At 34.0% G+C, this 14,403-nt stretch carries 10 protein-coding genes and 1 rRNA gene; 7 read left to right on the plus strand and 4 right to left on the minus strand.

Translation table 11 applies throughout. The annotated features are described in order from the left end of the window. From EAH81_RS16375 to EAH81_RS16385, 3 genes are all read right to left on the minus strand, one after another. Positions 1 to 189: ribosomal RNA gene (locus EAH81_RS16375) — 16S ribosomal RNA — on the minus strand; the annotation flags it as partial. A 1,241-nt stretch (positions 190 to 1,430) separates the two neighbouring features. After that, positions 1,431 to 2,435 (minus strand): LLM class flavin-dependent oxidoreductase, encoded by a 1,005-nt coding sequence (locus EAH81_RS16380; RefSeq protein ID WP_140509064.1) that lies wholly within the window; start codon positions 2,433 to 2,435, stop codon positions 1,431 to 1,433. A gap of 263 nt (positions 2,436 to 2,698) precedes the next feature. Further along, a complete protein-coding gene (locus tag EAH81_RS16385) occupies positions 2,699 to 3,931 on the minus strand; it encodes a polysaccharide deacetylase family protein (RefSeq protein ID WP_140509066.1) in 1,233 nt (410 codons plus the stop codon). 213 nt (positions 3,932 to 4,144) lie between these two features. Here EAH81_RS16385 and EAH81_RS16390 point away from each other — a divergent pair, with 213 nt between their 5' ends. Continuing rightward, positions 4,145 to 4,936 (plus strand): alpha/beta hydrolase, encoded by a 792-nt coding sequence (locus EAH81_RS16390; protein WP_140509069.1) that lies wholly within the window; start codon positions 4,145 to 4,147, stop codon positions 4,934 to 4,936. Here EAH81_RS16390 and EAH81_RS16395 read toward each other — a convergent pair. After that, positions 4,928 to 6,910: a sigma 54-interacting response regulator gene (locus tag EAH81_RS16395; protein WP_140509071.1), complete on the minus strand. Its 1,983-nt coding sequence runs from the start codon at positions 6,908 to 6,910 to the stop codon at positions 4,928 to 4,930. The genes EAH81_RS16390 and EAH81_RS16395 overlap by 9 nt on opposite strands. Positions 6,911 to 7,118: 208 nt before the next feature. On the opposite strand from EAH81_RS16395, the gene EAH81_RS16400 reads away from it, so the two are divergent. The 6 genes from EAH81_RS16400 (at position 7,119) to kdpA (ending at position 14,380) form a co-directional block, all read left to right on the plus strand. Then, a complete protein-coding gene (locus EAH81_RS16400) occupies positions 7,119 to 9,560 on the plus strand; it encodes a sensor histidine kinase (RefSeq protein WP_140509073.1) in 2,442 nt (813 codons plus the stop codon). A gap of 51 nt (positions 9,561 to 9,611) precedes the next feature. After that, positions 9,612 to 10,955: a sigma-54-dependent transcriptional regulator gene (locus tag EAH81_RS16405; protein WP_140509075.1), complete on the plus strand. Its 1,344-nt coding sequence runs from the start codon at positions 9,612 to 9,614 to the stop codon at positions 10,953 to 10,955. Positions 10,956 to 11,089: 134 nt separating this feature from the next. After that, positions 11,090 to 11,797: a hypothetical protein gene (locus EAH81_RS16410; protein ID WP_140509077.1), complete on the plus strand. Its 708-nt coding sequence runs from the start codon at positions 11,090 to 11,092 to the stop codon at positions 11,795 to 11,797. A 246-nt stretch (positions 11,798 to 12,043) separates the two neighbouring features. After that, on the plus strand, positions 12,044 to 12,325 hold the full coding sequence (locus tag EAH81_RS16415; RefSeq protein WP_065448378.1) for a hypothetical protein: 282 nt from the start codon (positions 12,044 to 12,046) through the stop codon (positions 12,323 to 12,325). 164 nt (positions 12,326 to 12,489) lie between these two features. Then, positions 12,490 to 12,567 carry a K(+)-transporting ATPase subunit F gene (gene kdpF, locus EAH81_RS16420; RefSeq protein WP_072975519.1) on the plus strand — a complete coding sequence of 26 codons (78 nt, stop codon included), beginning with the start codon at positions 12,490 to 12,492 and terminating at the stop codon, positions 12,565 to 12,567. 91 nt (positions 12,568 to 12,658) lie between these two features. Then, positions 12,659 to 14,380 carry a potassium-transporting ATPase subunit KdpA gene (kdpA, locus tag EAH81_RS16425; RefSeq protein ID WP_140509079.1) on the plus strand — a complete coding sequence of 574 codons (1,722 nt, stop codon included), beginning with the start codon at positions 12,659 to 12,661 and terminating at the stop codon, positions 14,378 to 14,380. The last annotated feature ends 23 nt before the right edge of the window (positions 14,381 to 14,403 follow it).

Raw genomic sequence — 14,403 nt, forward strand, 5'->3', positions numbered from 1 at the left:
ATGCGAAGCTGCTATGCTATGAGGTATTAATCCAAATTTCTCTGGGCTATCCCTCTGTAAAAGGTAGATTGCATACGCGTTACGCACCCGTGCGCCGGTCTCTAGTTCCGAAGAACTATACCCCTCGACTTGCATGTGTTAAGCCTGCCGCTAGCGTTCATCCTGAGCCAGGATCAAACTCTTCATCGTATATTGTYGATCTTAATAAATCAAGATCGTATTGTTATTCGAATCAGTCTCTATCGGTTATTCTTTAATCTCTCGATCATCTTACTCTTTATTCTTTGTTTTAACATCTCTGTTAAAACGGCTGTCAATTCAATATGTCTACGAACGTGTATTTCTTTTCTTTCGCTTGTTTCTCAAAGCGGGTGCAAAAGTAGAAAATTTATTTTCAACTGGCAAGTAAATTTTGAAGTTTTTTTAAGAAAATTTAATTTCCTTTTTCYTCTCATTTTCTAACCAATCTATCAATGAACTTCCGTTGTTTTGCGGGGTGCAAATGTAACATCCAATTTCAAATCTCACAAGCTTTTTGCAATCTTTTTTGAAAATAAATTTTCGTTTGGATTTCTTTGCTTGTCAGTATTTCAGGGAACGTCTGTCGCTCTTGCGGGTGCAAAAGTAGCGAGTTTGTTTCGTTAAACAATACCTTTTAACCGAGTTTTTTTAATATATTTTATAAGTCACTGGTTCTGCGTTTTTTAACTTTGAAAGTTTTTTGTTGCTTTTGGGGTTTTGCTTGTTTTACGGGGGGTTGCCGCTAAGGCACTAAGACGCAAAGACTCATTTTGCTGGTGTTTTGGTTAATCGCGCAATCCCGATCCCGAAACTTCGGGACGGGAGCGAAGGCGCAGAGTTTTGGTTTTGCGGTGATTTTATCCCGGAAATTCTTCTGGAAACTGCTGCCCTAGCCCCGATAGTAACGAAAATCCTTTTGCTTTTTCCTTTAAAAAGCAAAAGATTGTAGTGGATAGCGGGAAATAGCTCCTGATCTTATTCAAATTCNTTGAAAGTTTTTTGTTGCTTTTGGGGTTTTGCTTGTTTTACGGGGGGTTGCCGCTAAGGCACTAAGACGCAAAGACTCATTTTGCTGGTGTTTTGGTTAATCGCGCAATCCCGATCCCGAAACTTCGGGACGGGAGCGAAGGCGCAGAGTTTTGGTTTTGCGGTGATTTTATCCCGGAAATTCTTCTGGAAACTGCTGCCCTAGCCCCGATAGTAACGAAAATCCTTTTGCTTTTTCCTTTAAAAAGCAAAAGATTGTAGTGGATAGCGGGAAATAGCTCCTGATCTTATTCAAATTCAAAGTCTGAAATCCCAAATTCCAAATCATATCTCTTTAATACCTCGCAGGTTTTCAAAGTCTGTCGGGTTGTATGAATAAAATTATCCTTCCTATATATAATGCAACTTACACCTATATAGTATCACTTATTTAAAGTATCAAAAACTTCTTTTGTGATTTGAATACTTTTCAATTTAAGCTGATGATCGAAGATTGGGCTGGTCACCATTAATTCATCTATTCTTGCGTAATCGATAAACTTTTTAAGATCTATTATCAACTGCTCTTTGTTTCCTGTAAAGGTACACGCAGTCATTTGATCTACATGAAAACGTTCTTCTTCGCCCATGATATCATCTAAGGATGGAACCGGTGGCTGAAGTCCTTTGCGATCACCGCGAATTAAGTTGAGAAACATTTGATACAAACTGGTGGATAGAAATTCCGCTTCCTCATTGGTATCTGCTGCTACGATATTGACACATGCCATAGTTTTGGGTTTGTCTAAAACATTAGATGCCTGAAAATTTTCGCGGTAAAATTCGAAAGCCTGTATCATTTGGCGTGGTGCAAAATGTCCGGCAAAGGCATACGGTAATCCGTATGCAGCGGCAAGGGCGGCACTTTCCATACTTGAGCCTAGAATCCAGATTGGCACATTTGTACCTTCGGCTGGAAAAGCGCGAACTTTTGCTGTTGCGTTTTCTGCTGAAAAGTAATCTTGTAGTTTGGTTACATTTTGAGGAAATCGCTGCGCTTGCTCGAAAAAATCTTTTCGGATTGCTTCTGCAGTTGGCTGATCTGTTCCGGGCGCTCTTCCTAATCCTAAGTCAATTCTATTTGGATAAAGTGTTTCTAAGGTTCCGAATTGCTCGGCTACGATTAAGGGAGAATGATTCGGCAACATTATTCCGCCTGAACCTACACGAATATTTTTTGTCTGGCTTGCGATATAGCCTATTAAAACTACTGTTGCTGAACTGGCGACATGTGCCATGTTATGATGTTCTGCAAGCCAAAAACGCTTGTATCCTAATTGATCTGCGAGTTGCGCTATGTCTTTTGTTTTTTGAAATGTTTCTGTGGCGTTGCTATCCTGAGTGATGATAGCGAGCTCAAGTAAAGAGACTGAAATTGGGTTTTTCATATAAAAAAATGCTAGTATACAAAATTAACTCATTTATACGGTTGCCTTTTCTTTTCTACTGTTAATAGAATTATAATATTTATCTGCTATCTCAAAACACTTAAAAACAAGCGCATTGTAATAATTAATTACACTTTTACAATAACAAAACTAAATTCAATCGGAAATAAAAACCACTTACTTAGTTTCGAAAACATTGTTTACGTTACCCGTTTTTTAGCTATTGTTTTATTTTGCTCTGGTTCTTTATTCTTTACTTACACTCACTTCAACTGAATTGTAATTAATTTATGCTTTGTTTTTCCGTCACTTGAAATTTTAAAATCAGGAGAATTTGCTTCTACTTCAAATTTTGAAGGTGTATCAACTAATAATGAAATAGCACGATATCTAAATGTTTCGGGGATTTCAGGAAGTTCAATTGTTACTAGACCTTCTTTATTATTTTGCTCGTAATTGATTTTGATTCTGTCACGCAGCCAGATATATTCGTAAACTTCCTGCCACGGCGCCATCCAGATACTATCATCTCCTTTTGCTCCATATTTGTCGGCAATAGTTGTCATGTAATATTTAAAATCCTGAAAACGCATGCTCAATGACCACAAATTTTGGTTTCCAACTCCGTGAGTAAATTCGTTATACCAAACCGGATTTTCCGATTTTGCGACCGCTTCTATCGTTTTTAGATAATTATCCATTGTTTGAAATCCAATTGTATCATTTGAACTATGTATAAAAGTCCTCGCATAAATCATTTTATCAAGATTTACTTTTTCTTTCACATTTATTGTTGGTCCTGAGCCCACATAAGAAGCTACCGAAAAAGATCCATTTGCAAGTGCGTCTCTTTCATATTCCAGTTGGTATCCGGGATCGCTTTCGCCACCAGGAACCACAAACTGCGACATGGTAAATCCTAAATTTTGTTTTATAGAAGTTGTATTTTCAGTCACTTCGGTCAAAAAATTTGTGCCGTGTTTGGTTGCATGATGAAAGCCGTGATTCAAAACATCCCAACCTGTATCGTACATTTCTTTTACTTCTGCCCACGAAAGATGGCCGCGTGAAGCCGAAAAATCTCCAATTGCAGCACCGTTAATAGCCAAACCTAATTTAAAGGGTATTTTATTCCCAAGACCATTTGTATAATAAAGTCCTTTTGAAGTTGTTCCGTCTCCTCCCTGATCATATTTCCATTCGCTAATCATTCGTCCACTTATTTTTCCTCCATTCAATAAAGGAAAAGCGGTTAGATAAGTCGATCGATATCCATCATCAACGGTAAAACTATAAGCCAAATGTTTATTGAATTTTAAAGCGGAAGTTTGAATTTTGGCTTTCTCAATTGTCTTTAGTTTTATTTTAAATGAAATTAGTTTCGGCTTTAAGGAATCTACTTTAAGATTTGAATTGTTTGCTGAGCAAAGAAACATTCCGTTGATAAGAAGAACGGTCAATAAAAATATTTTTATTCGTAGTTGTGGTATTTTCATTTGAAATAGCTGATTTAGAGTTTCTAAAGATACATTTCTTTAAAAAAGATCGCCTAAAAAAAATGATATTTCAATAGTTCAAAATTGTATTTAACGATATATAATAATTCTCATCACGCAAAATTCAAACAAATCTTTTATAATCAACACTTTACAAATAAGGCATATGGTTTGTTATCTCTTAAATATTCAAAAAACTCAAACTATCTTATCATGTACCTATCTAATACAAAAACCATTGTGTTTATTACGGGAGCATTTGTGAGTCATTCTTGCTGGCAGGAATGGATTGTTTTTTTTGAAGGTAAAGGATATAAAACCGTTGCTCCGCCGTGGCCTTATAAAAATGAATTGGCCGAAACTTTAAGAGGTGAACATCCTAATTCTAAAATTGCGCAACTACGCCTCAATACCTTACTTGATTATTATACTGAGATTATCGAAAAACTACCTGAAAAACCTATTCTAATTGGTCATTCTTATGGAGGGCTTTTGACACAATTATTGGTTCAAAAAGAACTTGCCGCTGCGGGAATCTGCATTCATTCTGTTCCGCCACGAGGTGTTATTAGCACAAGTTTTTCATTTTATAAAGCTATCTGGAAACCTCTTGGGTATTTTTCTTCTTCAAAAAAAACATATTTAATGTCGTTTAAGGAATGGCAATATGCATTTACAAACGGAATGTCTTTTGAGGAACAAAAGGAATCTTACGAAAAACTGGTAATTCCCGAATCTAAGCTGGCAATGCGAGATGTATTGTCTAATAAAGCTAAAATTAATTTTAAAAAACTACATGTACCCATACTTTTTTTATCGGGTTCTAATGACAATATTATACCGTCGTCTCTCAATTATTCTAATTTTAAGAAGTACAAAAACCTGCATTCTATAACGTGCTATAAAGAATTTGAAAATAGAAATCACTTTGTTCTGGGACAATTGAACTGGAAGGAAACTGCCGATTTTATCGTTAACTGGCTGGAGAAAATTAACTTAATTTAATTCTCTCTTGATTTCCAGTTTTTTGATTTTTGAATTCAATGTTGAAGGATGTATATCCAGAATCTCTGCCGCACCACCTGTTCCTGATATTTTTCCGTTGCATTTTTTCAGAATGTACAAAATATAATCCCGTTCGTTTTCCAGAATAGTTTTAATCGAAAATGATTCATTTACCTGATCAGGATGCATTCTTGATGATGACGAAAATTCAATTTCTTTAATCGTATTTCCATCTGTCAGCAAAATGGCACGTTGAATTACGTGTTCTAATTCTCTAATATTCCCCGGCCAATTGTAATTCATAATCTGCTGTAATGCATCTTCAGAAAGGACGGGCGTTTTTCTACCCATTTTCTCACTGTAGACTTGCATAAAATAACGCGCTAATTCCGGAATATCTTCTTTTCGCTTTTTTAATGGCGGAACCAAAATTGGAAAAACATGCAGACGATAATACAAATCCATTCTAAATCGTCCACAGGCAACCTCTTCTTCTAAGTTTTTATTGGTAGCGGCAATAATTCTAACATCTATTTTCAATGGAGCTTTTCCTCCAATACGTTCAATTTCTCTTTCCTGCAAAACACGCAAAAGCTTAACCTGAAGTTCAAGCGGCATCTCTCCTATTTCGTCTAAAAAAATAGTTCCTCCATCAGCCAATTCAAACTTACCAATTCGTTTGTCTAATGCTCCGGTAAAAGCACCTCTTTCGTGTCCAAAAAGCAATGATTCAGCGAGATTTTCAGGAATTGCTCCACAATTTATAATCACCAGAGGTTTGTCTTTTCGAGGAGAAAGTGCATGAATGCTTTGAGCTATCTTTTCTTTTCCTGTTCCGCTTTCGCCCAAAACCAAAACGGAAGTATCAGAGGGAGCGACTTTTCTAATATAATCAAAAACAGTTATCATTTGGCTGCTGTTTCCTATTATCCCTTCAAAACCAATGGCTCTTTTTTCAGAACTTGAACTCTTACTTACGGTCTCTTTTTTGACTTTTTCATCCACATTCAAAACTTCTCCTGAATAGGCTTTATTAATAAACTGGAGCAGATTATTTTCTAAATTGGATAGTAATTTTAAATTTTCATCTGAATATATACTGAAGTTTCGGCTGTAAAAAGTAAAATAAAATCTTTGTACTGATGCGATTGTAATGGGGAAAACTAAATACGATTTGATTCCGAAATTATGAGCTACTAAACTTTTTATTGGCGCTTCCTGAAAATTATTAATCAAAGATTCTTCACTATATATAATAGGTTTGCTATCTTGTTTTGATTTTTTATAAGTCTCATTTAATTCTTTTATCGAAATATCAGCTATTTTAGATAATTTTTCTGCACTGATAATTTGATAATCGTCTATGTTTTTTCGCATAATACCCAAATTATCATAATGGGTTGTATTGACAAAACCAACTTCCAGATAATCAAACGAAATAAACGATTGCAATTTTTTTGCTAATGCCAATAAGCTTCCCTCCCATTTCAAATCTGAATTTACAATTTCGTTAATCCCGTTTTGAAGCTGTAATTGTTGTAATAACTGTGACTCTAAGCTATATTCCTGACGATAAAAAGCAATTTCTAATGTGGTTAGAACATCTTGTTCCCTAAATGGTTTTACTATAAATCCATACGGTTCTGTAGTTTTTGCCTGATCTAAAATACTTTTACTTGAATTTGCCGAGATAAAGATGAATCCAATATGTTTTTCTTTTAAAATTTGAGCCAGTTCGATCCCGTTTCTAGTTCCTTTTAGCATGATATCCAAAAAAACCAAATTTGGTTTTACACTTTCAATTTGTTCCAAAGCCTGATCTACAGAACGTGCAATTCCGGTTACCTCATAATTTGCCTTTTCAAGAATTAATTGCAAATCATGTGCTTCAATAAATTGATCTTCAACAATTAAAATTTGCTTTTTAAAGGCTGTTTCAGATGTATTATTTGTTCCGCAGGAAACCGTTCTCATAATTGTGGTATTTTTAGTGTTACAATCGACGCAATATAGTGGTATAAAATTAGTTAATTATCCGAAGTAAAACTGTTATTTTTCCAAATATAAATCATAAAAAAATGCTTTTATGTGAATTTTCCTGATATTATTTTAAAAATCCGGATTCGATTATCTCTATATTTGTTGGGTGCCAAACCACTAACAGTTTAATCGTAAACCAAATATGAAACAATTGTATTCTCTCTTTTTTATGCTCTTTATTTTATTTCAATCTTCGGCACAAACTTCGCCTTCTGTAAGCAAATATGATTTAAAGAAAAAGCGACTTTTGATTCAGGCTTGTTCCATGTATTTGTACAATTCAAATCAAGGTGCCATAGATGTTGACAGCTCAGTGGTTCTAGCCTGCAAAGCTTACAAATTACCTGTTTCTCTGGCTTATGATGAAAGTTTTAATAATGGTTCTGTTTTGATTGGAAGTGATCTAATCGAAAAAGGAAACATCAATTCCGTCCACCGACTTTTAACGAAATCAATAAATGAAGATCAAATCAAATTACGTCTTCAACTAGGAAACTTTTATCTTTTTAAACCCGGAACAAAACGAGAAGATCTTCAAAATGCATTCGTATATATTAAGGACGCAATTGATATCAGTAATCAATTAAATATAAAAAAATGGCAACATCAAAGTTTACTGTTACTAGGTAAATACTATTTTCAGGCCGGTAATTTGCCTGAAAGTAAAAAATGCTTTTTGCAGGTTAGTAATGAATGCCGAAAAGAAAAGGATCAGCTTGGTCTTGCAGATGCTCTCGACGTTTACGGAACTTTTTTGTCTAATCTTGATCCCGAAAAAGAAAAAATTCTCGAAGAAGCTATTTCTCTTTATGCCTCATTAGGTATGGAAGAAAAGAGAATAGAAAATTACATGAAGATTACGACTATTTATTTCTGGACAGGAAAAGTAAATGAGGCAAAAAAAAGATTGTATCAAAATTTGGTCGATCTGCGTAAAATTGGTTTTAAACACGAACAATTTGATGAAACTACGATTTCTTATATTGAATTGAATCAGTACAATATGAAAAATGCGCTGTACTATGCCTTAAAAAGTGTAAAACGAATGGAATCAGAAAAGGATTATACTCTGGCTGATGTTTTTTATATTCGTTTGGGCAATGTTTACAATGTAATTGGGTATAATGAGACAGCCCTGGATTTGTATAAAAAAAGTATTGAGTTTGGACAAAAAGGTTTAAACAGCGGCCATTGGTATAGAAGCTTTTTAAGTGCTGTTTCGGCCTTGTCAATAAAAGGTAAAAACAAAGAAGCAATTAATTATATCAATTCAATGACGGTCAATTACCCGCCAAAGAATGCTTTTGATAAAATGATGCTTGCTTATACAAAGGCTAATTGTTATGCTGCATTAAAGAATTATAATTTGGCCGAGAAAAACTTTAAGGAAATCGATATTTATTCAGCCCAATTAATTACTCCTGAAACCGTCAAGGAAGTTATATCGTGTTATACCTCTGCAGCTTATTTTTATGCCACTATACATCAGGCAAAAAAAGCCCAGTCCTACGCAGACAAAGCTACCGCATTATCAAAAAAATATAAAACGCAGTCTAATAAAGATAATCTTGAAATAGCATTATTTTTAATCGATTCTCTTAATGGAAATTACCGTTCGTCTATTGTGCATTTTCAGAATTTTAAAAAAATAAGCGATTCGATTCATGGCACATCCAAAAACAAACAAATAGAAGAACTGAAAATTGAATATGAAACTAAAAATAAAGAACAAAAAATAAAGCTTTTAAATGATCAGTCCATCTTACAGAAAAGTGAATTGCAAAAATCAAAACTCCTTAATAATTTATCGATTTGGAGTTTGATTTTATTACTGATTACAGTTGGTTTACTATACAATCGCTATCGTTTAAAACAACGAAATCATGCTAAACTTGAACTCAAAGAAAAAGAAATCAAACAGAAAAATACTAATCTAAGGCATTTACTCGATGAAAAAGAATGGCTTTTGAAAGAGATTCATCATCGTGTAAAAAACAATCTTCAAACGGTAATAAGTCTGTTGAATTCTCAATCTGCTTATTTGGATAATGATATGGCTTTATCCGCAATCAAAAACAGTCAGCATCGAATTCATTCCATGTCTTTAATTCATCAAAAATTGTATAATTCTGAGAATATTTCGACGATAAATATGCCCAATTATATTAAGGAATTAGTTGAATATTTGAAAGAATCCTTTTCGCTCGGACAAAGAATTCGATTTGAAGTAAAAATTGATCCATTAGAATTAGACGTTGCACAGGCAGTTCCGCTTGGGCTAATTTTGAATGAAGCAATTACCAATTCTATAAAATATGCTTTCCCTGAAGACCGTACGGGAATGATTTACGTAACGCTTGAAAAAATCTCGGAAAACAAATATCTGCTCACAATTTCAGATAACGGAATTGGTATTGATGCTGATTTTAGCAGTAAAAAAATCAATTCCTTCGGGATGAGTTTAATAAAAGGTTTGAGTGATGATTTGGATGCTAAATTCTCGATGGAAAATAATAACGGAACAATTCTGAAAATTGAATTTTCGCAAGAATTTCCAATCAATCAAAAAAGTAGAACAATTTAAATCCTAAATTTGTATCTCACAAATCAATTTCGATTGAAGACTTTTCCTCAAATGACACATAAAATTTTAATTATAGACGACGAAGAAAAACTTAGAAGTCTGTTGGCACGCATTATAAAATCTGAAGGATTTGAAGTTATTGAAGCCAAGGATTTAAAATCAGGTTTTAAAAAACTCGAACAAACTGATATTGATGTTGTTTTATGTGATGTAAAATTACCTGACGGAAATGGCGTTGATTTTCTTCAGAATATAAAAGGTAGTTTTCCTTTAATTGAAGTTATTTTACTAACCGCTTTCGGAAATATTCCCGATGGAGTTCAGGCAATGAAAAATGGCGCTTTTGATTATATTGTCAAGGGCGATGATAACGACAAAATCATTCCGCTTTTATACAAAGCAGTTGAAAAAGCGCATTTGCAAAAAAAGGTAAAACAACTCGAAAAACGTATTGGCGATAAATATTCATTCAATACCATTATCGGAAAATCTAAAGGAATTGAGCAAGTTATTGATCTTGCCAAAAAAGTTGCCAAAACCGATTCGACCGTTTTGCTTACGGGCGAAACCGGAACCGGAAAAGAAGTTTTTGCGCAAGCCATTCATGAAAATAGTAATCGTGTCGGGAAATCTTTTGTTGCCTTAAACTGTAGCACTTTCAGCAAAGAAATTCTGGAAAGCGAACTTTTCGGTCATAAACAAGGTGCTTTTACGGGAGCTTTAAAAGACAAAAAAGGTTTTATTGAAGAAGCCAATGGCGGAACTTTATTCTTAGACGAAATTGGCGAAATGCCAATAGAACTGCAAGCCAAATTATTACGCGTTTTGGAAACCAGTGAATATATCCCAATTGGAGATACAACTCCCAAAAAATCAAATTTCAGATTAATTGCCGCGACCAACAGAGATTTGAAAATAGAAAGTGAAGAACACCGTTTTCGTTCTGACTTATATTTCCGATTGAACATTTTCGAAATTAAACTTCCTCCCTTAAGAGAAAGAATAAAAGATATTGCTCCTATAACGCTCTATTTTGTCAAACAATTTTCTGAGAAAACGAATAAAAAAAACTTAGAAATCGCTGACGATTTTCTTCAGAAATTAGAAAGTTATTCCTGGCCGGGAAATATCCGTGAACTTAAAAATGTTATCGAAAGATCTGTAATTTTAAACAGCGGCACGATTCTAACTTCGGATGTTTTGCCTTACGAAATGCAGCATCAGCCTGAAAAAGCGACCAAATCAATGTCGGCTTTTTCTATGCAAAGTGTTGAAAAGTTACATATACAGAAGGTCTTGAATTATACAAAAGGCAATAAAGCTGAAACGGCTCGTTTGCTGGAGATTGGGATTGCTACATTGTATCGAAAATTAGAAGAGTATAGTATACAATAGTATTTAATTATTTTAAACACATAGAAACATCTATTTAAAATTTCAATCTGAAAGTATTTTTTAGAAAACTAGTTTTTCCACATAAGTTTACCTTTCAAATTAATATTTAATATTCATTATATTAGCATAAAAAAATGAAAATTTTTTATGCAATCGCAAAAGAAGGTATTGAACCTCACGAATTCGAAATTGAATTTTTCGGCGATAAAACTGAACATAAGGCCGTTTCTGCTGTCAATGGATATATCAGTATTAATAAAATATATAAACAAGCGACAGATGCAGATTATGATCGAAGATTTTGTACCGCTATGTATAAAATTAAACCAATTTTTAAGGTTCCCTTTTTTCTTGATTATCAATTATCACGTTATGAAGGAAATCAATCAGAATTCTTAGCACAAATAAGATATGTAATTCTTCCTAGATCAAAAAATGGTAAATTGGCACATGCGGAAATTATTGAAAAATGGTTAGAATCAAAAGAAGAAAAACCCAATATAGGAACTTACTCAATTTCGACAGGTGATGTGAATGCCCCAATTCAAATTCAACAAAATTCAAATCATTCCTCTCAGAAACAGAAAATATCTTATAGTCCTTCAAACATAGTAGACCTTTTTTCTATACTAAAAAATGATATCGAAAAACTTGATACTTCAATAAGAGGAGATTTCGAAATGGAAATGAATTATGCCATAAAACAACTTGAAAAAGAAAATAATATCGAGCCACAGCTTCTAAATATCGGATCTCTTATTTCAAATATTGGATTACCAATCTTCACCAACTTGACCTCATCAGGAATTTTTGAAACAGTAAAACCATTATTAGGACTATAAAAAACTGTAATGAGTATTTTCATAATATTTTTTTACAATGAATACATTTACATCTATTTAAATAATTTTAACTTACTGTAATTACCCTTATCATTTCAATAAAAGCTTATCATTTTGATAGGCTTTTTTTATGTCTGATTTTCGGCACGAAACCTCAAATGCTTTATTTACAACACTTTAAACATTGTTGCCTTTTTTCGGTCTGACTTTTGGCATAAGTGGGAAGAACATAAAAATTCATCCAAAATGAAAAATCAAGTAACCTCAATCTACAAACAAGCTGAGCGCTTTGCCGAGATCACAAAAAAATCTATAATTTCCGGTAATATCGTCCGTGCAAAAAAATGTCTGGCACTTGCTGAACGTTTATTTATTAGCGGAAGCATCGAAACTAAAAATGCCATTTCTAATGTGTATGTTTTCTCTGTCTCTTCTTTCATGGAAGTACGTCACTGCAACATTTCACACCTTTTTCCTCAAACGCTTAAAGCGGAATATATAAAACAAATTAATGCTTCGGGCGTGTAAAATGTTTAATCGATTAACTGTTTAATTGGTTAATCGTCCAAAAATCTAAAATCTGAACTCTTAAATCTAAAATAATTATGATCACTATTCTTTTACTCGCATTGGCTGTTTTGCTGTTTGCGATCTGTTTTAAATCAGTTGAATTCTTTGAAAAAATCTAAATCATGACTGCACTATTTATTATTTCTATCGCCGTTTTTGGCTATTTGGTTTATGTATTAATCAAACCGGAAAAATTTTAATGATGTAAGAAGTTATAAGTGAGATGTTAGATGTTATGCGTCAGTCTCCTTTTACAAATCACATCTCACAACAAAAATAATCTCAAAAATTATGAACACAGAATTATTTGGCGTCATCAGTATTTTTATCATTTCGATAGTTTTAGCCATTCCGTTAGGAAAATATATCGCTAAAGTTTATTTGGGTGATAAAACATTGTTTGATCCGATTTTCAATCCAATTGAAAAATTTATTTTTAAAATCAGCGGTATTAGTTCCACTGAAGAAATGAACTGGAAACAACACTTAAAAGCACTTTTAAGTATCAATATGGTTTGGTTCTTTCTCTGCTTTTTTGTTTTACTGTTTCAGGGATCGCTGTTTTTAAATCCTGATAACAATCCGTCTATGAGCCCGGATTTGGCGTTTAATACCGCCATTTCGTTTGTCGTAAATTGTAATTTACAGCATTATTCAGGCGAAAGCGGAGTTTCTTACCTATCACAAATGTTCCTGATGTTCTTGCAATTTGTTTCTGCTGGTGTTGGTATGGCTTCTGCAGCAATCATTTTTAATGCAATGAAAGAAAGAACTACAGATAAACTAGGTAACTTTTATAATTATTTCATCAAAAGTTGTACGCGTATTTTATTACCACTTTCTATTATTGTCGCTACAATTCTAGCATTTAGCGGAACTCCAATGGATTTTGACAGTAAAGATGCTATTACAACTTTACAAGGCGATCACGTAGAAGTTTCTCGCGGACCAGCCGCAGCATTTATCGCTATTAAACATTTAGGTACAAATGGTGGTGGTTTTTTTGGAGCCAACTCGGCACATCCCTTAGAGAATCCTACTTATTTTACCAATGCAGTTGAACTTTGGTCACAATTAATTATTCCGTTTGCGATGATTTTTGCTTTAGGTTTTTACTTAAAGAAAAAGAAATTATCATACGTGATTTTCGGAGTCATGACGGTTGGATTCTTATTACTCGTTATCCCAACAGTTATAAGTGAAATCAACGGAAATCCTGCCATCGAAAAAATGGGAATCGCCCAAACAACCGGAGCAATGGAAGGTAAAGAGGTTCGGTTTGGACCTGCCATTTCTGGATTCTGGAGCATTGCAACAACCGTAATTTCTACAGGTTCTGTAAATAGTATGCACGATAGTTCAATGCCGGTTTCCGGTGCAATGGAATTGCTTGCCATGATGGTCAATGCCTTTTATGGTGGTTGTGGTGTTGGTATTCTGAACTTCTATATTTTCATCATTCTGGCGGTTTTTATTTCCGGATTAATGGTTGGTCGAACACCTGAATTTCTAGGTAAGAAAATCGAAGCACGGGAAGTTAAAATTGCTGCTTTTATTGCGATTCTTCACCCTTTATTAATATTATCAGGTACCGCTTTAGCTTCTTATTTTGCTGCACATGATACTGCAATGGGTTACTGGTTTAGCGGAAATGCAACGGGCTGGTTAAACAATTCAGGTCATCATGGTTTCTCAGAAATGTTATACGAATATACTTCGAGCGCTGCCAATAACGGTTCTGGTTTTGAAGGTTTAGGTGATAACAATCCGTTTTGGAATATTACTACAGGAATTGTGTTATTGTTGAGCCGCTTCATTCCTATTGTTGGTCCACTAGCAATTGCAGGATTATTGGCTAATAAAAAATATATCCCGGAAAGTGCCGGAACTTTAAAAACTGACACTACTATTTTTGGAGTAATGGTTTTTGCTGTAATCGCGATTATTGCTGCTTTATCATTCTTTCCAGCGTTGGCTTTAGGTCCATTGGCAGAATACTTTACACTAAAATAAGAGTGTTGAATATTTTAAACACA

The sequence above is a fragment of the Flavobacterium pectinovorum genome (genome assembly GCF_006438875.1).
Taxonomy (GTDB): Bacteria; Bacteroidota; Bacteroidia; order Flavobacteriales; family Flavobacteriaceae; genus Flavobacterium; species Flavobacterium pectinovorum_A.